This window comes from Legionella septentrionalis, assembly GCF_003989745.1.
GTDB lineage: Bacteria > Pseudomonadota > Gammaproteobacteria > Legionellales > Legionellaceae > Legionella_A > Legionella_A septentrionalis.
The window spans coordinates 14524-36146 of sequence record NZ_RZGS01000024.1 but is presented as its reverse complement, the minus strand read 5'-3'; the positions used below and the strand labels follow the sequence as shown (position 1 = coordinate 36146).

The following is a 21623-nucleotide window of genomic DNA, read 5'->3' as shown; positions in this document are numbered from 1 at the left end:
TCGTCATCAATGACCATCCGTGACATTCCCTCTCCCCAACCCTCTCCCGCGAAGGGCATCATCATACTATCAAAGCTCCTATCGTGGGAGAGGGGGTAGATCGAAGTGAAATAGAAAAATTGGTGCTCAATTTAAGATGAAATCTTGGCTAAAAAACTTTAGGGACGTTGCCTAATGAAGCAGGATAAAAGGCTGCTCAGCATTTTCTGTATAACCCGTATACAACTTGCCCTGCACGTTTTAGCTTAACGGTTTCCCATTGTTTGGATTCCAGTTCAAGTTCAACGGGTGATTCAACATATAAAAGTCCATTTGCAATTAAAATATCCTTCTCAGCCAGCAAGGAAATGCATTGCGGCAAATAATCCCGGGCGAAAGGGGGGTCTAAGAATACAATATCAAATTGTTCCTTGCTTTCGCAAAGATAAGTGCAAGCGTCTGCTTTCACAACGGATATGCCAGGGTCGTTAAATGCGGAGGCATTCTTGCAAAGATTGGCAAAGACTAACGGGGATTGCTCAATCAAGGTGACTTTTAAGGCGCCACGGGAATAGGCTTCAAAGCCTAAGGCTCCACTTCCTGCAAAAGCATCAAGACAGCGTGTCCCGCGTATATCATGCATTAACCAATTAAAAAGAGTTTCACGCACCCGATCAGGTGTTGGCCTTAATCCTGGTGCTTCCGGGAAATATAATTTTTTGCCTCTATATTTCCCACCAATTATACGTACATTTTGCTTCACATTTTGCCTACTGTAACTTGCACCAATTGCTCAGGTTTAATAAGTTCCTGAAAAGCTTGTTGGATTTCTGCAGCGGTTACTGCATTAACACGGGAAACATAAGTATCTAAATAATCATTAGGCAGCCGGTAGAAGGCAATTTTCAGCAACATGTCTGCTATGCTGCGGTTGCTGGCAAGAGCCAAGGGAAAACTGCCTGCTAAATATTGTTTGGCGGCGAGCAATTCTGCCTCGCTAGGCCCTGAATTTCGGAAAGAAGATAATATTTCGCGGGTCAACTCAACGGCATTTAGCGTTTGTTTGTTTTGAGTGGCAAGGCTAATAATAAACGGTCCAAGGCCAGGCATGGGAATAAATTGGCTGTAAACTCCATAGGTTAAACCTCTTTTTTCACGAACTTCAAGTGCAAGTCTTGAAACTAAAGAGCCACCACCTAACGTGTAGTTACCAACCAGTAAGGGGAAATAATTTTTGTCGTTATGGTTAATTCCTATTTGGCCTAAACGCAGCACGGTTTGGGATGAGGGAAATTGGATTTCAATATTATGCTCTTTGCTTAATGGTTTAGCTTTTGGAATTTGTGGCGCCTCTTGTCCCACTGGCAATTGGCCAACCAATTGTTCCGCTATTTGGTGTGCTGTATTGGTATCGATAGCACCTGCCAGCACAATTACGGCGTTTTTACCTACAAAAAATTGCCGGTAAAAATTACGTGTATTCATAACGTTTAATGTTTTGACACTGTCTTCATAACCGTTTATCGGATGTGCATAAGGATGATTTTGGTAAAGGGCTTTAAAAAAGGTCAGATTGGCTATTTCATCCGGCGATTCTTTTGCTTGGGCTATAGCCATTAACTGCTGGTTTTTTTCCCGGGAAAAAGCTTGTTCAGGAAAATCAGGTTTGTTAATGATTAAAGAAAAAATGTCTAAGGATTCTTTGAGTGCTTTTGGGGTGATTAAGGTTTTTAAACTCAACTCAATCATATCACGGTTGCCTTCGCTGCTATACTGAGCTCCTGTATCGGCAAGCTTTTCGGCAATTACCGTGGCATTTAAACCGGCATTCCCCTGATTCAACATGCGGGTGGTTAAAGCGCTTAAGCCAGGGTATTTCCCATCATAAGCAGAGCCTGCGGCAAAGGCTACACTGATTTCCAGCATAGGTACTTCCATCGCTTGATAAAAAATGACACGGGCACCGTTTGCAGTTAGCCACTGTTCGGTCTGGAAAGATTTGGCAGCTATCGCTTGCTCGGAAAGGTTAAATGTACAACAGGCTAAAAACAAAAAAATACGAATGTAAAACGGTTTCATACTTACCCCTTAAATTAGGATTCTGGAATTAAACGTGCTTCCGTAAGATAATTTTCAGCAAAATACCGTTGTGCTGCTCTTTGCAATTGTTCCGGGGTTACGCGATTGATGCGTTCAACGTAGCGATCAGCTGTTTGCCAACCAAGCCCTATTGTTTCCAATAAACCAATTTCCATGGCTTGCCCAAAAATAGAATCTTTCTCAAACGTTTTTTGCGCAATGATTTGGGTTTTTACGCGTTGTAATTCCGGCTCGCTGATTTTTTCAGTTTTTAAACGTTCGATTTCGGCTAAAAACCCTTTTCTTAAATCATCGAGCGTATGTCCCTGGCTTGGCGTGCCATAGAGAATAAATTGAGTTTGATAGCGGGTGTATAAATTGTAATAAATATCTGCGGTGCTGGCGATTTGCTTGCCGCGTACTAAATTTTTGGTGAAGCGCCCACTGTCACCGGCATCTAAGATGCCGGCAAGGATTTCCAGGGCGTACGGTTCAACTTCATTTTCAGGGCTGGTTGTTTTCACGGAAGGGACCGTGTAGCCAAGCATAAGCATAGGGATCTGCGCCGGGGCATGAACTTCTATGGTTTTTTTGCCCAAGGCTGGCGGCTCCAATTGCAATTTGCGTGGGGCAGAAGTTCGCGCAGGGATTTTGCCGAAATATGTTTTTGCCAATTCGTAGACTTGTGCAGGAATAACATCGCCGACAACTACCAAAGTTGCATTATTGGGCGCATAGTATTTTTGGTGCCATGCTCTGGCGTCTTCCACGCTCATTTGCTCCAAATCACTCATCCAGCCTATGACAGGATGATGGTAAGGAGAAGCCAGGTGCGCTGCGGCCATGAAGCGTTCAAAGGTCAATGCCTGCGGGTTGTCGTCAGTGCGCAGCCGACGTTCTTCTTGGATAACCTTGATTTCCTTGCCAAATTCTTCTTTATCCAGCAATAAATTTTGCATGCGGTCAGCTTCGAGTTCAAAGCTGGTTTTTAAATGGGGAGTGGCAATTTTTTCAAAATAAGCTGTGTAATCGTTATTGGTAAAGGCATTTTCCTGTCCCCCCAAGGCAGCAATGGTTTTGGAGAACACACCCAAAGGGAATTTTTCTGTGCCTTTAAACATCAGATGTTCCAGCGCATGCGAAATTCCGGTAATGCCGCCCGGTTCATCCGCAGAGCCTACATTATACCAGATCATGGCTACAGCCACAGGGGCGCGATGATCTTCTTTTACTACTACTTTCAAGCCATTATCTAAGGTAAACTGTTGCGTTTGACTATAGGATTGGCAGGAAAGCAGTGTTAATAACAGAATTAACACAGGACGCATGATACACCCCCAATTTGAAAAAGAGTGATAGAATTCCATATTTCGTTTATTTTGTATACTTTCCAAGACTGAAGATAAAGGATTTGCTCTTTTTTAATAAAATTTTGTCAAATATTCATCTATTCCATGAGGCAAAGACTTATGATCAAATGGTTTAAGCGCAATCAACATACACCAGACCCGCAAAAAACTGCCGATACCGAGCTTATGACCCCGGCAACGGATTTGCAGCAAGCTCCAGAAGAGAAACAGCCCAAACAAACTTTGTTTACCCGTTTCAAGCAAGGCTTGAGTAAAACCCGGCACCAACTGGGCGACGGGATTGGCCGTTTGTTACTTGGAAAAAAAGAAATTGATGCATCCTTGCTGGAAGAACTCGAAACCATACTTCTTAGTGCGGATATAGGAATTGAAACCACAAAAAATATCGTGCAGCAATTAAGCGATGGCTTGGCAAGAAAACAACTGGCTGACGGAGAAGCTGTCTTTGCCGCTCTTAAAACGCAATTGCAAACCATCCTGACTGGTGAAAAGCAGCCATTTGCGCTTGATATGGCTACTCACTGTCCTTTTGTCATATTAATGGTTGGCGTTAATGGTGCCGGGAAAACCACAACGATCGGCAAGTTGGCTAAACAATATCAAGCCATGGGCAAAAAAGTGATGCTGGCTGCAGGCGATACTTTCCGTGCAGCGGCAATTGAGCAATTGCAGGCTTGGGGCGAGCGAAACCAAATTACTGTCATCGCGCAACATACTGGGGCAGATAGTGCTTCCGTGATTTATGATGCATTGCAAGCTGCAAAGGCTCGCAATGTGGATGTTTTGCTAGCTGATACGGCCGGCAGGTTACACACGCAGCAAAATTTAATGGAAGAATTAAAAAAAGTTAAGCGCGTCATGCAAAAGCTTGATCCCACCGCACCACATGAAACCATGCTGGTTTTAGATGCGAGTATCGGGCAAAATGCATTGAATCAGGCACGTCAGTTTCATGAAGCTGTAGGTGTCACAGGAATTACCATGACAAAGCTTGATGGCACAGCGAAAGGCGGTATATTGTTTGCTATTGCCAATGAACTGGAAATACCATTTCGCTATATTGGTGTGGGTGAAGGGATTGATGATTTGCGGCCCTTTAGCGCTTCGCAATTTGTAGATGCAATTTTTAATGATGATCACATTTAATCAGGTAAGCAAACGATACCCCGGTGGCTTCGAGGCATTAAGCGAGGTTAGCTTTTCCTTAGAGAAAGGGGAAATGGCTTTTCTCACAGGTCCTTCGGGGGCTGGGAAAAGCACCCTGCTGAAATTAATCGGCATGTTGGAACTCCCTACCGCCGGGCAAATCATTGTAAATGGGACACGTTTGAACCAACTTAAAAAACATGAGGTGGCTCATTATCGTTGTTCTTTGGGTATTATATTTCAATCCCCCCATCTGCTAAATGACAGGACTGTTTTTGAGAACGTTGCTTTGCCTTTGCAAATTCAGGGATACACAGCGCAAATGATCAGCAAAAGGGTGCATGCCGCTCTGGACATGGTGGGTTTGTTAAGCCGTGAAAAAATGCTGCCTCTTCATTTGTCGGGCGGCGAACAACAGCGCGTGGGGATAGCACGGGCCGTGGTGCATAAACCGTCTGTATTATTAGCCGATGAGCCAACCGGCAACCTAGACCCTACTTTATCGATTGAGGTGATTAAGCTGTTTGAACAGTTTAACCAGGTTGGCGTAAGCGTTATAGTTGCCACGCATGATTTGGCATTGATTGCGGGAATGCGCCATCGAATTGTCATGTTAAAAGGAGGGCGATTGTGCTGAAATATTTTCGCGTCTCTTTTCCACAACACATGCAAGCGGCTGCAAGCAGCTTTAACTACTTGTGCAATAAGCCATTTGCTACGATGATGACTATTGTGGTGATTGCGATTACGCTCGCTTTGCCTGCATTATTTTGGGTGTTTGCTGACAATTTGCAAACTTTGACGGCAAATTGGAAGCAAGGTGGTCGCATTTCTCTTTACTTGAAGCTGCCTTCTACTCCAGTACAGGAAGAAGCTGTATTAAGAAAAGTTTCAGCTTTGCAAGGTGTCGCCCATGCAGATTTGAAAACGCCAGCTCAAGGGCTAGCCGAACTGCAATCGCAAGAAGGGATGCCGGATATAACCAATTTTCTGCTTGAAAATCCACTGCCTGCCGTTATTGAAGTCACTCCGGCAGCAAACATGAGCACGCCTGAAAAATTGCAACAATTGCACAATGAATTGAAAGCCAATCCGGAAGTAGAACAAGCCAAACTGGATATACAATGGGTTAGTCGCCTACATGCTGTGTTGGGATTGGTAGCCAAAATGGCTTATGGCTTAATTATATTGCTTGCTTCCGCTGTTATTTTGATCATCTGCAATACCTTGCGTTTGGCCATTCAGAATCGCCATGAGGAGATACAAGTATTAAAATTAATTGGCGGAGCCGATCCTTTTATTGCTCGGCCTTTTTTATATGCAGGGATTTGGTATGGACTTGCCGGCGCTGTGCTTGCGGTTTTTTTAGTTAATATTTTCATGCTGAGTTTAGCGGTGGCCGTGAAACAATTAGCTGCCGTTTATCAGATGCATTATCCGCTGCTGGGGTTGTCTGTCCGGCAAGCCTTGCTCCTCATTCTATCTGCCACTATACTAGGTTGGCTCGGAGCCAGGTTGTCCGTGAAAAGGCAACTATCTTCTATCGAACCTTATAATTAGTGTATAATTATTTTTTCAAAATTGTGTTGGTTCCTGATTTTGACCGTGTAATTTAAAAGAGGAATAACATGAGTCTGCAAATGCAACTTTCGCAAATGAATTTACCTATCGGTAGTCTTGATGCGTATATTCATCGGGTCAATCAAATCCCCATGCTTTCCGCAGAAGAGGAAAACGAATGCGCTCGCCGTTTTCGGGAGGATGGTGACTTGGAAGGGGCGCGCCGCCTCGTTCTTGCCCATCTGCGATACGTTGTGCGCGTGGCGCGCGGTTACCTAGGGTATGGGTTACCACTGGGTGATCTCATTCAAGAAGGCAATATCGGTTTAATGAAGGCCGTCAAGCGTTTTGATCCAAGCATAGGCGTGCGCCTGGTTTCTTTTGCTGTACATTGGATTAAAGCTGAAATCCATGAGTTTGTTATCCAAAACTGGCGCATCGTTAAAATTGCCACTACTAAAGCCCAGCGTAAATTATTTTTTAACATGCGCCAAATGAAAAAACGATTAGGCTGGCTTACCAATGAAGAAGTGGATGCTGTGGCGCAGGATTTAGGCGTCAGCCGTGAAGACGTTTTAATCATGGAACAACGTTTGAATGCCATGGATACTTGTTATGATATGACGAGCTCGGAAGAGGATGATGAATCCTATAAAGTCCCTGCGAACTATCTGCACGATCCGCATACGGATCCAGCCTATTTACTGGAACGGCAAGACAGTAACGTGCAAGGCAATGAGAAGTTGCATGTGGCTTTGGAACGCCTGGATGCACGCAGCCAGGATATCTTGCAGCAGCGCTGGCTGGTTGATGATAAAGCGGCTACTTTGCATGCTCTTGCAGAAAAATATGGTGTATCAGCAGAACGGGTACGTCAGCTTGAAAAAAATGCCATGAAAAAATTGCGTCAATATATGGAAGAAATGTAATACAATTATGGGCGGCTTTATGCCGCCCAGCCTTCTGTTATTTTATTTTTGCATGTAATTTCTTTTTAGTTTCCTCATCAATGAAGGCACAATCAATTGCTGTTCTAGTAATGGATTGCATCGTTTCATCACTGTAGTTATAGACTTCTTGTACGCGTGCATACTCATGCGCCAGTGTCGTTGGAATAAAGGGCGGATCATCTGAATTAATGCTTACCTTAATGCCTGCTGCCAGCAATTCGGGGAAGGGATGGACGCTCAAGTCATTAAAGAGATTGAATTTAACATTGCTGGAAGGGCATATTTCCAGGGCGATATCTCTTTCTTTTAGAATGGCCATTGTTTCCGGCGAATGGATGGCTTGCACCCCGTGTCCAATGCGTTTGATGGGTAAATGCGCAATGGCTTCCAGCATGCCGCTTGCTGGAGCGAATTCGCCTGCGTGCACGGTACAAGATAAACCGGAAGCTGCAGCTATTTCATAAGCTTTGCGGAATAATTTTGGCGGAAAATTCACTTCATCCCCGCCTAAGCCGAAGCCGGTGGCGCATGCAACAGGATGTTTGTGCGCATATTCAGCAACCCGGATAGCTGCTTCTTCGCCAAAATGCCGTACGGCGGTAATAATAATGCGCCCCACAATAGCAAATTGATGTTCAGCGTCACGAATGGCTTGCTGGATTGCATTTAAATGTTCGATGGAGGGAATCCCCGTGGCTTTTTCCGCATGATCAGGAGAATACATCATCTCAACATAAATCGTGTCTTCCAGCGCATTGGAGCGCAGATAATCGAAGGTCACATCATAATAATCTTGCGGGCTTTTAATAAGATCGGCAACGATATCATAAACACTCAGAAAGTGCATAAAATCACGTGAGAGGTAGCTTTTACCATCTGCTGAAATTAAATTATCAGGAAGGGATAATTTATTTCGTTTTGCCAGGGTTTTTGCCAATGCAGGAGAAATCGTTCCTTCAAGATGCACGTGCAATTCCGCCTTTTTTACTGCCATGGTTTTTCTCCAGGTTATAGAACATGGCAACTTTAATAAAAACCCGTTAAAATTACCAGCAAGTTTGGTCGTGAGTGAAGATTATGAGCAGTTCTGATATTGATAAAGCATACATTAGCCCCATTGATCGATTTTTGTTTGAATTTGACTTAACCCATCAGAAATCAGCTTCACAAATGCGTGAAATTGAGAAATACCGCCGTATTTCGGCATTACGGGATCATGCGCCGGTGCAAAAAGAGGGAGAAGAAATTTGGAAAGATTTTTAAAAAGATAAACCACTTTTTAATTATCCTTTGCTTTAAAGATATTATCAATGCCAGCGCACTGATACGGTTTCGCTGGCTATTTATAAAAAATTGGCTCCATGACTTGTACCCGTCTGGCAATATAAGATAACTCCTTACCAAAACAATCTTAATAAACCACGGAATAATGTTTCCTCCGTTAAGCAAAGTGTGCTTTTACTATTTTTATCCAATTCTCACAAGCTATTCATGCCAAGGCTTCTTATTCTTTAAATCAATAAAGGTGAGGAATCTTGTGTTATCTATTCCGCAATAGCTAACTACGCTTATGCTAAGTACCCGAGCCTATGCCTGTGTGTAATTTTACATGCATGGAAACCAAGATTGACTTGTACAACCATAAATGAGCAGCCAGTGAATCAAGCTAATGATTGTTGGGGGTTCATGCCACTCTGCCAAGTGAGCATTGTTGCTGCCTATCTAAAGCCTTATGTTTTGATTCAGCACGACCGATTAGAAAGTATGGCGTGTGACATTTTTTATGAAGGTACGACAATGCGCATGGACAGTGTTGACAAAAAATAGGCACATTGTATAATGAAAAGATATATTTTTGGATTGATTTTATGCCAAGTCATTTAACAACTTTAGGGGAATTAAGTTATCAATTAAGTTCTCAAGACGCTGAAGTCAAGGCTGAAATTTTAGATGAAATTTTTAAAGATTCCTCACAGCCGTTGCATATGGTATTTAAAAATCCAGCCGATATAAAATTCTTCCTTCAGAATATCAGTAATGAAGATATTACCTTGGTATTTACAAGTATTCGTGACAATCGTTTTCTTAGCCAAAACCCAATTGCTGAAAACTATGTATTTAATTATCTGGCTCCTTTTTATAATGAACTCAGTGCAAAGCAACAGACAGCGGTTTTAATTGGACTTGGCCATGTGTTTTGCTGCAAAAATCCTGAATTTTTCGATAAGATTTTGCTTTCAGGCAATAAAGAGCAAATCGAGGCTATCTTTGCCGGGGCAAAAGGTGGAGGCGCTGCGACTCTTTGTTCATTACTGTATGACAGTTTCGAACGGTTTGAGAAAACTTTTTATCGACAGGATGCACAGACGCAAAAGTTTTTAATGGGTAACTTAATGGAAATGGCTCGTAATCGAGGAGTTGCCTTCACACCGCGTGCGGAGGACTTAGAGTATCAGGAATTATATCGGTATTTTTCGATCTTGCCCAAATCGTTAGAAGATTACTCCAGTTTTTTTAACCGCTGCCAACAGCTTGAATTGAAAAAAGAAGTTCTAACTAAATGCAAAATGCATATTGCCCTGTTCATAAGTAAAGCATCCTCCTCTGAACGTCAGGATTTCTTTGCCAACCTACCGCCAGAGATTGCTCCCGCTATAAAGGAAAATTGTAGCAAATGCCTTCCAGTGGTGATGTATCCGCAAGTATATAAGGCCAAAGAAATAGTTGAACAATTGCAGCAAATAAACCCCATTGAGCGCGTAGCTTCCCAACCTGCATCGGCAAGTATTCAACAACCGGGAGGAGGGAGCCATTATTCTCTTCCCAAAGAAGAATTGGATTTATTGGAATTAAATTTATGCAAACTCTTCATTAAGACCGAAACTTATCGCGCCCATCTTCTGGCAGCCAATAAAACGTCTGATCCACAATATGTTCTAACAAAAAAATTAAAAGCAATTTTAGAAAACAAAGAAATGGATGCAGTAAATAAAGTTAAAGAATTTTATGAAGTGCTGAATTCCCCGGTTCATGAGTCTAATTTCTATGAAACGGGTGTGACTTGTCTCCTTCGTGACGACTCAGGTAAAGAATACTGGAAAGGTGTTGCGGCAATTTTGGCCACGGTGGCTGCTTTTCTGGTTTTCATCCTTCCCGGCATAACAGCCTTGATAGCCGTCCATGCCACAACCGGCTCTATTTCCCGTACTTATGGTAATTTTTTTAAAGGAGCGGGGGAGCGATTTCTTGAAGAAGTAAACGAGCATCAGTCAAATTTCAAAAAGCTTAATAGTTGATTTGTGTTAAAAAATTTCATCATGTCCCGCAAAACGTTTGATAGACTCGCTCGCTTGCTGTTGGCGTAGCTTGATAGGGTTTGAGTTCTGGACGTTCCGTGTAAGGCTCTTTAAGCACAATCAGGAAATCCTGCAATGGTTTCATATCACCACGCATAGCTGCTTGCAGCGATTGTTCTACTTGATGATTGCGGGGGATCACGGCAGGGTTCATTTCACGCATCAGACGAAACGACGTCGCCAGTGGTTGTTTATTTTGCTTTAAGCGTAGCTGCCAGCGTTCATACCAAGTTTGAAATAGATGGTTATCATCGTAAAATTTACCGCCAGGTTTTACTGCTTGGCTTAAATCGCGGAAGGTATTCGTGTAATCTGCATGGTGTTGCTGCATTAAGCTTAATAAATCAATAATTAATTGTTCATCTTCTTGTTGCCTGCCAAAAAGGCCAAGTTTGGCACGCATCATAGTCAGCCATTTATTGTGGTATAGCTCAGGAAACTCATTTAAGATTTCTTCAGCCATAGCAATCGCTCTCTCCTGATTACTATGCAAAAGAGGGAGCAGGGTTTCCGCAAAGCGCGCTAGATTCCATTGCGCAATCAGCGGCTGATTGGCGTAAGCATACCGGCCCAGGCGATCTATAGAGCTAAACACGGTGGCTGGGTAATAAACATCCATAAAGGCGCAAGGTCCGTAATCGATGGTTTCTCCAGATAATGCCATATTGTCGGTATTCATCACCCCATGAATAAAGCCAATGCGCATCCAATGCACAATTAAATCAACTTGTTTTTTTATGACTGCGTGCAACAGTTGCAGATAAGGTTGCAACGATGCATTGAGAGCAGGAAAATGTTTGGCAATAGTATAGTCTGCAAGTGCCTTGAGAGTCCTTGTATCGTTTTTTGCCGCTGCATATTCGAAAGTTCCTATTCTAAGGTGACTTGCAGCGACGCGGGTAAGAATAGCTCCCGGCAATACGGTTTCCCGATAAACTTGTTCGCCTGTGGTTACGACTGCCAAGCTACGTGTAGTGGGAATACGCAAACCATGCATGGCTTCACTGATGAGGTATTCTCTTAACATGGGGGCAAGTGCCGCCCGGCCATCGCCGCTGCGGCTATAAGGTGTTTTTCCCGAGCCCTTAAGCTGGATGTCGACTCGCCTGCCGTCCGATATTTTATGCTCGCCAAGCAAATGAGCTCTTCCATCGCCCAAACAAGTAAAATGGCCGAATTGATGTCCTGCATAGGCTTGGGCAATGGGTTCTGCACCCTGCGGCAATATATTTCCTGAAAACAATTGCGCCTGTTGTTCGTTGTCAAGCAAGCTAAGCTTAAGCCCAAGTTCCTGGCTCAAGGCATGATTAAACATCAGCAGCTGCGGTTTGTAAACGCCAGTCGGAAGTATGCGGGTAAAAAGATGCGTAGGGAGTCTTGTATAAGTGTTGTCAAAATTCCAACCAATATTCGGCAAAGGCATGTTTTAGCACCTCCATCACTGCAACTGAATATGGATGGTATTTATTCAGTCTCGCTTAATATAAGGCTTGCTGCGAGAAGATAGGGTCGGGCAATAACCAACCCCGCTTGCATTGCATATAGATTAAGCGTATTGCAAATTTATTTTTCAGTCAAATGGCGCCTGGGCAATGCGCTGATTTTCCTATCCCAAAAGAGCATGCAACATCTTGTAAAAAATAATCGTTAACAATGAGGCTGCTGGTAGAGTCAGGATCCAGGAGGTAAAAATATTGCGGATAACGATCAAGTTTAATGCACCGATACCACGTGCAAGCCCTACGCCTAAAACGGCGCCAACCAGCGTTTGCGTGGCGGATACGGGAATTCCCAGGCTGGTTGCCACAACCACGGTGGTGGCGGCGGCAAGTGTTGCGGCAAAAGCACGGCTGGGTGTTAAAGCCGTAATTGCACTGCCCACGGTTTCAATGACTTTTTTACCATACATGAGCAATCCGGTGATGACTCCAAAACAGCCCAGTAAAATAATCCAGGACGGATAATCTGTAACGGCAAACGGTTGATTTGCCTTCATAACCAAACTGTAGATAATGGTCAGAGGACCCACCGCTAAGGCCACATCATTTGAGCCGTGCGCAAATACCATGGCACATGCCGTCATTGCCATGAGTACAGCAAAATATTTTTCAACTTGTAAGAAGCGTTCGCGCCGGCGCAAGTTAGCTTTTTCCGGTAGCCGTTTAATGAATAAAATGCCAAGAAAGGTGATGGTGATGCTGGTTGCCAGGGTTACAGCTATGTCTTGTTTAAAATTTAAATGAATGTCGAAGTGGTTTAAGCCTTTAAATACGGTAATGAAGGAAAGGATACAACCGATGAGAAACAAATAAACTGGAATATAAAATTTAGCTTTGCTTAAAGGATCGCTTTTTACAAATATGGCTTGCTGGATACTGATAAACAAAGCATAGGCGGCTGTACCGGAGATGAGCGGCGAGGTTACCCAGCCAATGGCGATGTGCGATACTTGATTCCAATGTATGGCATCGCTGCCTAAAACCATGCTGCCAAAGCCCACCATGGAGCCAACTAAAGCATTGGTGATGGAAACAGGAACGCCCAGATAGCTGGCGAGGTTCATCCAAATGGTGCAAGCCAGCAGCACTCCCAGCATTCCTTCAATTAGAATGAGAGGCTGTCCGGATAATTCACTGGTGTTGATGATGCCGTCGCGCATGGTTTCGGTTACGCCTGTGCCGCCCAGAAAAGCGCCAGCGAATTCGAATATCACAGCGATGAGCATGGCTTGCCTGACCGTAACTGCTTTGGATCCCATGGTGGTGCTCATCACATTGGCGAGATCATTAGCACCTACACCCCATGTCATTAAAAAACAAAGAGTAACCGCTAGAACTACATATACAATTGAAAAATCCATAGGAAATTACCGGGCAATGAGAATTTGCAGCCTACCGCCCACAATTTGGGCATGGTCAGCCAACTCGCCAATCCATTGAACCAGTTTATAGAGAAAAATTACCTCAATAGCAGGCAAGTCCTTTTCCAACTCAAAAATTTTGTGTCTAATTTCAGCTAATTTATCATCGCTGTCATGTTCGATTTCGTCGAGGGTTACTATCATATCTTCAACGATATTCACTTCACTGCCGCGAAATCCCGTTTCCAGCAATTCATCCAGTTCATTGATGGCTTTGCAAGCTTGCTTGGCGGCATCGAGGCAGCGGGCTAGGAAGGGCATAAACAAGATGGAAAGAGCTTGAGGAATGACCATGCGCCTGCTGATGATAAGGCCGGCGATATCTTCGGCTTTGTTTGCGATGCGATCTTGCGCGCCCAACAATTCCAACAAATCAGTTCTTGAGACGGGAAGAAATAAACCGGTAGGCAAATGCAGGCGCAAATCACGTTTTATTAAATCCGCTTCTTTTTCGGCGGCGATAATCTTTTCTTTAATGGTTTCTGCCGTTTGCCAATCTTGCCTAAGTACAGCCTCAAAAAAAGGATAAAGCTGCTTGGCGCAGTGGTACACTTTGCGCATATGCTGCTCAATTGGCCTAATGGGAGAAGGCCCGAACATGTTAAATATGCGACTCATAGAATCAAGATACCTGTTGGCTTAAAACTAGGAGGATTATATCGAAAAATTTATAAAAAAAGAAACCTGTAATTTAAAAGATCCTTTAAACATTGTTTTAAACTGATTCGAAATGCAAGTCTTACTTATCCTGAAAATACATTCGACATTGTTTTTTCAAGCTTCACAAACCTTATTGCCATTAGGCGAGCAAGCAGACAGGCATGTATGAAAAGATGAAAAATATCGTGCGCCCCTATGTTGTATATGCATTCATGCGATGACTCAACAAGCTTAAAACGTGCCACTGGAACGCGTTACTTGACATATCTTCTTCCTGCCAAAACAATACAGCAAAAAATTGTGAGGATGGATTATGCGAATTGCCAGTATTAAAGGACGTGAAATTTTAGATTCTCGCGGTAACCCGACGGTTGAGGCGGATGTTATTTTGGAAAGCGGCACGATAGGGCGCGCCAGCGTGCCCTCCGGGGCTTCCACTGGCAGCCGCGAAGCTTGTGAACTGCGCGATCAGGATGCGAGTCGTTATGCAGGAAAAGGCGTGCTGCACGCGGTTAAGCACATCAATGAAGATATTTGCCATGCTCTGCAAGGTTTTGCAGTGACCGAGCAGGAGAAAATTGATGCCCGCTTATGTGAGTTGGATGGTACGGAAAATAAATCACGGTTGGGCGCTAATGCAATCCTTGCCGTGTCACTGGCCTGTGCCAGAGCGCATGCCAATGCAGCACAATTGCCTTTATTTGCAGTCTTGAACCAGGATGAAACCATGTCGTTGCCGGTCCCTATGATGAACGTGCTAAATGGCGGCGCACATGCAGATAATAATGTCGATATTCAAGAATTTATGATCATGCCTGTCGGTGCCCCCGATTTTTTAACTGCTTTGCGTATGGGGGTAGAAACATTCCACGCTTTAAAATCCGTGCTTAAAAAACAAGGATTAAACACCGCTGTAGGTGATGAAGGGGGATTTGCGCCTAATTTGCAATCCAATCGGCAAGCTTTGGATATGCTGTCAGCGGCGATTGATCTGGCCGGGTTTCGTTTAGGTAAGGATCTGGTTTTTGCGTTGGATGTGGCGGCGTCCGAATTGTATAAAAACGGGCGTTATCAACTGGAGGGTAAAAGTTTCTCCAGTGAAGATATGATTCATTATTACAGTGACTTGCTGCATCATTATCCTATTGCCAGTATCGAAGACGGATTGGATGAAAGCGACTGGAGCGGCTGGCAGCAGCTTACACGCGTATTAGGGCATAAAGTGCAGTTAGTGGGCGATGATTTATTCGTAACCAATGTGCGCATTTTGCAAAAAGGCATCGAACAACAAGTGGCAAACGCCGTATTGATTAAATTGAATCAAATCGGCACCTTAACCGAAACCCGGCAAACCATGCGTCTTGCTGCCCAGCATGGTTACAATTGTGTGGTTTCCCATCGCTCAGGGGAAACGGAAGATGCCTTCATCGCCGATCTGGCTGTGGCGACCGGGTGCGGACAAATAAAAACTGGTTCACTTTGCCGTACTGATCGCGTGGCAAAATACAACGAATTGCTGCGGATTCATGAATTGGCGGCGTTACCCTTTGCAGGGATGTCTTATATTGCAGGCAAGTCACGCTAGCAAACAAGCAGAAGCAGCGGTTATCGCTGTTTCTGCAGTCGTGGTTACAAGTGACAACTTATTTTAAACTGGCAATTCTCTCTGCCTTATGCAAGTCAGAAGCGGCTTATAGAGTTTTTTTATAAAGGATTTCTGTTAATAATGCGCCGCCTTCATAAAATTCTTCCAATTTCGTGTCGGGGAGTTCGGTAAACCCCAGCGACTCATAAAAACTTCTTGCCTGTGCGTTAGCTTTTAACACCCAAAGATAAACTACTTTGAATTCCAACTGCATCAGTTCTGCAAGTGCCATTTGGCAAAGCTTTGTTCCCAAGCCTTGGCGCCAATAATCAGGGAGCAAGTAAATAGCGCTTATCTCGCCTGCAGAAGATTTAGCGGCTGCGTCGCGAAAAGCACAAAAGCTTGCAAAACCCACGATACGATCATCAACCGTAGTAACCAAGACATTAACATTTTGCTGAATTAACGTTTGCCATTGTTGCGTACGTTCTTTCAAGGATAAGTTCATCAAGATGGATTCAGGAATAAAATCTTTGTACATCATTTGCCAGGAGCGAATATGGACGTGAGCAATTGCTGCGGCATCGCTTATCGTGGCGAGCCTTATCGAGGTGTTAGAATTCATGAATGTAAACCTCCAATCTCAGGTTAAGATCCCTGGTGCAAGCAAGCAGAAGATACAGGGGGTTGCATGTCTTTGCAAAACTTTTTAGTTATTGGGACAACCGGGTGTGAATAGGTGCATGCGTTTTAACAAAATAACTCCTGCAAAAATTGCTTCATGCTCTGCCAGGAGCGTTGATCGGCCGCTTTATTATAATGCAAGCCTAATTCAGCATCGTCAGCCAAGGGATTGGTAAATGAGTGATGAATGAGGCCGTACGTATGGAATTGCCAATCGGCTTTTTTACTGCTCATCTCTTCTGCAAATTGATAAATTTGCGGTGGGGGTACAAAAGCATCTTCATAACCATGCAATACTAAAATTTTTGCATTTATAGAATCGGATTTTGATTCTGGTGGGGCGTTCAATAAGCCATGAAAGCTCACCACTCCTTTTATGTCGATTCCTGTACGTGCGAGATCCAGCACGCACATACCGCCAAAACAATAACCGATGGCAGCTATTTGCTTGCGGTTAACCATAGGCAAGGCAGCGGCACTATGATAAGCCATGAGCATGCGTTGGGCGACTAAAAGGCGATTTTCTTTGAAAGGATAAAGCCATGCTTTTTTTTCTTCTGTTGTTTGCGCCAGTTTGCCATCTCCGTAGACATCGATCGCGAAGCCCACATAGCCTTCTTGCGCTAGCTGCATGGCTTTTTGGCACATGGCTTCACTTCTTCCAGTCCAGTCATGAGCGATTAAAACGCAAGGTTTAAATTCCCTGCCATCGCTTTGGTAAGCGATAAACCCTCTGCAAGTGAGTGGACCGTCGCAATAAATAAGTTCTTCAGTATGCATCGTTACTCCAAATTTAGGCAAGAATGCAAAGAGTGTGTAAAAAAGGCTGACGAATTTGAAGTTTAATTCGATTCGGTTTTATTATACGTGCAAGTGGAGTAACAGGTAACCGTTATGAATAAAAATGCACAGCGCTATTATGAAAGTGCACTGAATTTAGGCATGCCTGCTACTCCAGTCGCCAGTATATATGGTTTTGCAATTAGCTTGGGTAAAAAACGATATTTTTTCAGAGGTTGCTTAACTCCTTTTAATAATGCGGGTAGCGTAGGCTTGGTAGATAGTAAATATCGTACCAATCGTTTATTGCGGGAAGCCGGCTTTCCAGTCGCCAAGGCTACATGCATCCAGCGGCATGAATTTACCCAGGGTGAATGGGAGGCAAAAATTGCCGGCCTTGCTTTCCCGCTAGTCATCAAACCAACGGCTGGCACGAGCCAGGGGATGGATGTGCTGTGTAACATTCAGACGCTGGCAGAATTAAAAAGCCATTTAAGTTCTTATTTGAAAACTTATCATGAAGTCAGCATTGAAGAGTTTCATGCTAACCTGACATGTTACCGGGTTTTAATTTTCTACGGAAAAATCATTGGGGTTGTTTTACGCGAAGCAGCGTATGTTATTGGCGATGGCAAGCATAGCGTAAAAGAATTGGTCGAACTCACGAATGTGCAACGCCAGCAAACAAATGAAATTTTAAAACCCATTGTCATTGATGATGAGTGTCGCATCCGCTTGCGTGAATTAGGACTTAGCGTCGACGCTGTTCCCGCCCCGGATGAACGGGTTACTTTGTGCTATACTTCTAATGCAACACGCGGTGGAATGTACAAGACGTTAAGTACAAAAATTTGTAAAGAAAACAAGAAATTGCTCACCCGCGCCGCCGGGGTTTTAAACTTGAAATTGGTAGGGTTAGATGTGCTTTGTAAACATATTAATACACCCATTGAAAAGTCGTCGGGTATCCTAGTTGAAGCGAATTACAATCCTAGCATCCGCATTCATGAAGAACCTATCGAGGGTGCACCTAACTATGTAACTAAAAAAATACTGCGGCGGCTTATTTTGCGTCATCCTTTCGCCTATGTTTATGGGCTTTATAAACATAAACAAGCGAGCCTTTATGTGAAGTTACTCATATTATTATTGTTTTTAGGGCTGGGCTACCAGTTATTGCTATGAACATTCAAGCTTTAGACGTGACATTGCGCGATGGAGGCAATCGCACCAATTTTCATTTTAGCGACGAAGACATTCAGCATATTTTAAGCGGACTAGATAATTCCGGGATCGAATACATTGAAATTGGTTATCGCAATGGCTCCATTCATCCCATTCCTGATTTAGGTAGAGCGGGATTGTGCGCAAAAAATTATTTAGCCTATTGTACGTCGCTCATTCATCACAGCCGGATTGCAGTGATGGCGCATCCGCAAAATTTAACGCAGGCTGATCTTGAGGAATTAAAGTCTTTCGGCATTTCCATGATAAGGATTTGCATTGCAAAAGGCGGCGTGCAGGCTGCATATTCCATCATGCAAGACTGCCGTAAACTGGGTTTTATCACTTCTGCCAATTTTATTCATATTTCACAATATCATGAGCCTGAACTGGATGAGGCGGTCGAGCAAATCAGCCAAATTTCTCCTGATATTGTTTATTTTGCCGATTCAAATGGCAGTCTTTTGCCCGCAAAAGTGAAGAAAATGTATGAAAAATACGTCAATGCATATTCGATGGCATTTGGCTTTCACGCGCATGATAACTTAGGTTTAGCACAGGCTAATGCAATTGCCGCCGCAGGGGCTGGCGTTAGCTACATTGATTTTTCTTTGGCTGGGATGGGAAAGGGAATAGGAAATTTGCGCACGGAATATTTTACTGCTTATCTGCATGCGCTGAATATTAAGAAATACAGGCTTGAGAGTATATTACCAGCCGCCAATTATGTGCGTAAAATGTTTCACACTGAACAGGAAAATATTCCTATGGATGAGTTTGAGCGTGGAATTTTGGATTTATCCACGGCTGAAATAAAAACTAAGAATTCTACTAATAATAAGGCATCATGATTTCAACTAAAAAAAGAATGTTGGTTATCGCCCCGGTCCTCGCACAAAGCACGGATATTAAGGCCATTGCGAACTCATTAGCTTTCCTCGCAGGGGAGTATGAATTGGATTATATTGATCCATTGTCGCAGTATAGGGATGCTTCGCCTGCAGAATTTTATCTGCAATGGCAAAAAAAATTAAGCGAGGCAATAAATTCTTACGAAGTATTTTTAGGCTTTTCTTTTGGTGGGGTTATCTTGCAGCAATGTTTCCCCATATTCGCATCGGCACAAAAAACTATCATGCTGTTTTCAACGCCATCTTTTGCAGATGAAACCTTGGTGCAAAAATTGGGCGAAGTGATTCGCTTGTGCAAGGAAAATCAGGTGCAGGCTGCTTTATTGCAGCTTCACCATTATGTTGCCTGTAAGCCTGGCCCTGCAAATTTTAAGCTGGATGACTCTTCCGCGGCTGCCAGGCGCTTGATCTTGGGGCTTGAGCGCGTTTTGAGCAGCGATTCCAGGGCAATACTCCATACAACGGAAGTGAGATATTGGCATTTTATCGGGGCACAATCGAATCTGGTTAATTTACAGAATGTTGTTGTTGCCAAACGCGGGCGGCTTTGTGTCATTCCGAATGCAGGGATGCGGGTACTACAAGATAATCCCCAACATTGCCAGGCACTGATTTGGCAAAGGTTAAATGGTGATGCACAAGACCACATTTAAAATAGCCATTCTTCCCGGCGATGGAATTGGCGTTGAAGTGCTCACTGCAGCATTGCCTGTCTTTAAGGCATTCGCCTTGCCACTTAATCTTGAATTCGGTGAAATTGGCTGGTCTTGCTGGCAGAAAGAGGGTACACCGGTTCCTGATAAAACTTGGGATTTGCTTAAACGCTCCGATGCTGCTTTGTTGGGGGCTATTACCAGCAAGCCTACCCGCGAAGCCATGCAGGAGTTGCCTGCGCATTTACAAATTTCCCCGCCGCAATATGTTTCTCCCATTATTCAACTTAGACAAAAACTGGATTTATTCGCCAATGTCAGGCCTTGTTTTAATATTAAACAGGATACGAAAGCATTTAATTTTTGCATCATTCGCGAAAATACCGAAGGTTTATATGCCGGGTTTGATTATTATCCATTGCCAGAATATTTGCATGAGCTAATCCAGTTAAAGCAATCCTGGCGGCATGTTTCTCGAAGTGGCGCAAGTTGTACCTTACGCTTGCAGAGTAAGAAAGGTTTGCAAAGAATTTTTCAATTTGCTTTTGCGTATGCCGAGCAACATGGGTTTAAGCGAGTGACTTTTGCAGATAAGCCCAATGTCTTGCGTGAAAGCAGCGCGTTCGCGCGCATCTTATTTGAAGAAGTCGCGCAGCAATTTCCCCAAGTCACAGCCGATATATTAAATATCGATGCGGTGGCACTATGGCTTATACGAAGACCAGAAGAGTTTGGCGTTATTGTAACGGAAAATATGTTTGGTGATATTTTATCCGATGTAGGCGCTGGAGTTATGGGTGGGTTGGGATTTTCCCCTAGTGCAAATATAGGGGAAACTTACAGTTATTTTGAACCGGTTCACGGCAGCGGCTTACGCATGCGGCCAAATGCGGCGAATCCAAGCGCCATGTTTTTAACCATAAGCTTGTTACTGGCACAATTAGGCTATCATAAGGAAGCAAAACAAATTCGCCAGGCAATTGTCAGGGTGGTCATGCAAAAGCAATTTATAACCTATGATGTGGGTGGGCATGCCACCACCCAGGAAATGGCTGCAGCCATTATCGAGCAGGCGGTGCATAGTGAGGGAATATGAATTCGATGGAACAGTTAGCTGCTTTTAACACAGCGGAAATTTCCGATGCCTTAGACGCCTGTGGTTGCGAGGGTGCTCTACTCAATCTTCACGCCCTAGTCCCTGGAGTGCGCATCATCGGTCCCGCTTACACGATTAAATATGCTCCATATTCGGCAAAACCAACTGGTTTTCAAGGTGCTGCTGATTATATTGATGCCATACCTGCACGGCATGTTGTGGTGATAGACAATGGAGGACGCATTGATTGTACTACCTGGGGCAGCATCCTGACGCATACGGCACTAAAAAAAGATTTGGCCGGCACTGTCGTTCACGGTGCTATACGCGATGCGGCATTCATCCGTGCCAGCAACTATCCCGTATTTTGCTCTGCTGTTTATATGCGTTCTGGAAAAAATCGCGTGTATAAAGACGGCGAGCAATGCAGGGTTATCATCAATGGCGTTCCCGTTACACCAGGAGACATCATTTTTGCTGATGAGAATGGTGTAGTAGTCATTCCCGTTTCCCGCCTGCAGGAAGTTTTGCACAAAGCACAAGCTATTCAGGATAATGAGAAAAAAATTATTGCCGCAATCGATGCAGGGGCGAGCTTGAGGCAAGCGCGCAAAGATTACCGTTATGATATGCCATGGTTCAACAAATCGGATAACTAATCAGGGAACTC

The 21623-nt window shown here is 43.9% G+C and carries 19 protein-coding genes and 1 pseudogene; 11 read left to right on the top strand and 9 right to left on the bottom strand.

Annotation, left to right across the window (positions count from 1 at the left end; all coding sequences use genetic code 11):
- Positions 1–196: 196 nt before the first annotated feature.
- From rsmD to ELY11_RS08610, 3 genes are read right to left on the bottom strand one after another with little or no spacing between them, the layout of a single operon-like run.
- Positions 197–742 carry a 16S rRNA (guanine(966)-N(2))-methyltransferase RsmD gene (gene rsmD / locus ELY11_RS08620; protein ID WP_126954612.1) on the bottom strand — a complete coding sequence of 182 codons (546 nt, stop codon included), beginning with the start codon at positions 740–742 and terminating at the stop codon, positions 197–199.
- A complete protein-coding gene (locus tag ELY11_RS08615) occupies positions 739–2058 on the bottom strand; it encodes a M16 family metallopeptidase (RefSeq protein ID WP_126954613.1) in 1320 nt (439 codons plus the stop codon). Before ELY11_RS08615 ends, rsmD begins: the two co-directional genes overlap by 4 nt.
- Positions 2059–2072: 14 nt before the next feature.
- A complete protein-coding gene (locus tag ELY11_RS08610) occupies positions 2073–3386 on the bottom strand; it encodes a M16 family metallopeptidase (protein ID WP_127033113.1) in 1314 nt (437 codons plus the stop codon).
- Between the two features lie 207 nt (positions 3387–3593).
- Here ELY11_RS08610 and ftsY point away from each other — a divergent pair, with 207 nt between their 5' ends.
- The 4 genes from ftsY (at position 3594) to rpoH (ending at position 7063) form a co-directional block, all read left to right on the top strand.
- Positions 3594–4574: a signal recognition particle-docking protein FtsY gene (gene ftsY, locus ELY11_RS08605; protein WP_407656447.1), complete on the top strand. Its 981-nt coding sequence runs from the start codon at positions 3594–3596 to the stop codon at positions 4572–4574.
- A complete protein-coding gene (ftsE, locus tag ELY11_RS08600; RefSeq protein ID WP_126954646.1) occupies positions 4561–5211 on the top strand; it encodes a cell division ATP-binding protein FtsE in 651 nt (216 codons plus the stop codon). The genes ftsY and ftsE overlap by 14 nt, the downstream gene beginning before the upstream one ends.
- Complete coding sequence (gene ftsX / locus ELY11_RS08595; protein ID WP_407656445.1) at positions 5205–6134, top strand: permease-like cell division protein FtsX; 930 nt, start codon at positions 5205–5207, stop codon at positions 6132–6134. Before ftsE ends, ftsX begins: the two co-directional genes overlap by 7 nt.
- A gap of 68 nt (positions 6135–6202) precedes the next feature.
- Positions 6203–7063, top strand: coding sequence for an RNA polymerase sigma factor RpoH (rpoH, locus tag ELY11_RS08590; protein WP_126954616.1), 861 nt, complete (start codon positions 6203–6205; stop codon positions 7061–7063).
- Between the two features lie 37 nt (positions 7064–7100).
- Here rpoH and ELY11_RS08585 read toward each other — a convergent pair whose 3' ends face one another.
- Positions 7101–8078 (bottom strand): adenosine deaminase, encoded by a 978-nt coding sequence (locus ELY11_RS08585; RefSeq protein ID WP_126954617.1) that lies wholly within the window; start codon positions 8076–8078, stop codon positions 7101–7103.
- Between the two features lie 83 nt (positions 8079–8161).
- Here ELY11_RS08585 and ELY11_RS08580 point away from each other — a divergent pair, with 83 nt between their 5' ends.
- Together ELY11_RS08580 and ELY11_RS08575 are read left to right on the top strand one after the other, a co-directional pair.
- Positions 8162–8347 carry a CBU_0585 family protein gene (locus ELY11_RS08580; protein WP_126954618.1) on the top strand — a complete coding sequence of 62 codons (186 nt, stop codon included), beginning with the start codon at positions 8162–8164 and terminating at the stop codon, positions 8345–8347.
- A gap of 605 nt (positions 8348–8952) precedes the next feature.
- Positions 8953–10380 carry a hypothetical protein gene (locus ELY11_RS08575; RefSeq protein ID WP_127033110.1) on the top strand — a complete coding sequence of 476 codons (1428 nt, stop codon included), beginning with the start codon at positions 8953–8955 and terminating at the stop codon, positions 10378–10380.
- Between the two features lie 19 nt (positions 10381–10399).
- Here ELY11_RS08575 and ELY11_RS08570 read toward each other — a convergent pair whose 3' ends face one another.
- The 3 genes from ELY11_RS08570 to ELY11_RS08560 all read right to left on the bottom strand — a co-directional run bounded on the left by ELY11_RS08570 (position 10400) and on the right by ELY11_RS08560 (position 13978).
- Positions 10400–11863 carry a protein adenylyltransferase SelO gene (locus ELY11_RS08570; protein WP_127033108.1) on the bottom strand — a complete coding sequence of 488 codons (1464 nt, stop codon included), beginning with the start codon at positions 11861–11863 and terminating at the stop codon, positions 10400–10402.
- A 183-nt stretch (positions 11864–12046) separates the two neighbouring features.
- Positions 12047–13300 (bottom strand): inorganic phosphate transporter, encoded by a 1254-nt coding sequence (locus ELY11_RS08565; RefSeq protein ID WP_126954621.1) that lies wholly within the window; start codon positions 13298–13300, stop codon positions 12047–12049.
- Positions 13301–13306: 6 nt separating this feature from the next.
- A complete protein-coding gene (locus tag ELY11_RS08560) occupies positions 13307–13978 on the bottom strand; it encodes a TIGR00153 family protein (protein WP_126954622.1) in 672 nt (223 codons plus the stop codon).
- Positions 13979–14333: 355 nt separating this feature from the next.
- On the opposite strand from ELY11_RS08560, the gene eno reads away from it, so the two are divergent.
- Positions 14334–15605, top strand: a complete 1272-nt coding sequence (eno, locus tag ELY11_RS08555) for a phosphopyruvate hydratase (RefSeq protein ID WP_126954623.1) — start codon at positions 14334–14336, stop codon at positions 15603–15605.
- Positions 15606–15711: 106 nt separating this feature from the next.
- On the opposite strand, the gene ELY11_RS08550 is transcribed toward eno, so the two are convergent.
- On the bottom strand, positions 15712–16230 hold the full coding sequence (locus ELY11_RS08550) for a GNAT family N-acetyltransferase (RefSeq protein WP_127033106.1): 519 nt from the start codon (positions 16228–16230) through the stop codon (positions 15712–15714).
- A gap of 125 nt (positions 16231–16355) precedes the next feature.
- Positions 16356–17069, bottom strand: coding sequence for a dienelactone hydrolase family protein (locus ELY11_RS08545; RefSeq protein WP_127033104.1), 714 nt, complete (start codon positions 17067–17069; stop codon positions 16356–16358).
- A 114-nt stretch (positions 17070–17183) separates the two neighbouring features.
- On the opposite strand from ELY11_RS08545, the gene ELY11_RS08540 reads away from it, so the two are divergent.
- From ELY11_RS08540 to ELY11_RS12740, 4 genes and pseudogenes are all read left to right on the top strand, one after another.
- Complete coding sequence (locus tag ELY11_RS08540) at positions 17184–18254, top strand: UDP-N-acetylmuramyl peptide synthase (protein ID WP_233579770.1); 1071 nt, start codon at positions 17184–17186, stop codon at positions 18252–18254.
- Positions 18251–19144 (top strand): beta/alpha barrel domain-containing protein, encoded by an 894-nt coding sequence (locus ELY11_RS08535; RefSeq protein WP_126954626.1) that lies wholly within the window; start codon positions 18251–18253, stop codon positions 19142–19144. The genes ELY11_RS08540 and ELY11_RS08535 overlap by 4 nt, the downstream gene beginning before the upstream one ends.
- Entirely contained in the window at positions 19141–19857 is a 717-nt protein-coding gene (locus tag ELY11_RS08530) for a hypothetical protein (protein ID WP_126954627.1), read from the top strand. Before ELY11_RS08535 ends, ELY11_RS08530 begins: the two co-directional genes overlap by 4 nt.
- A pseudogene (locus tag ELY11_RS12740) lies at positions 19838–21612 on the top strand (isocitrate/isopropylmalate family dehydrogenase). Before ELY11_RS08530 ends, ELY11_RS12740 begins: the two are co-directional and overlap by 20 nt.
- Positions 21613–21623: the final 11 nt, after the last annotated feature.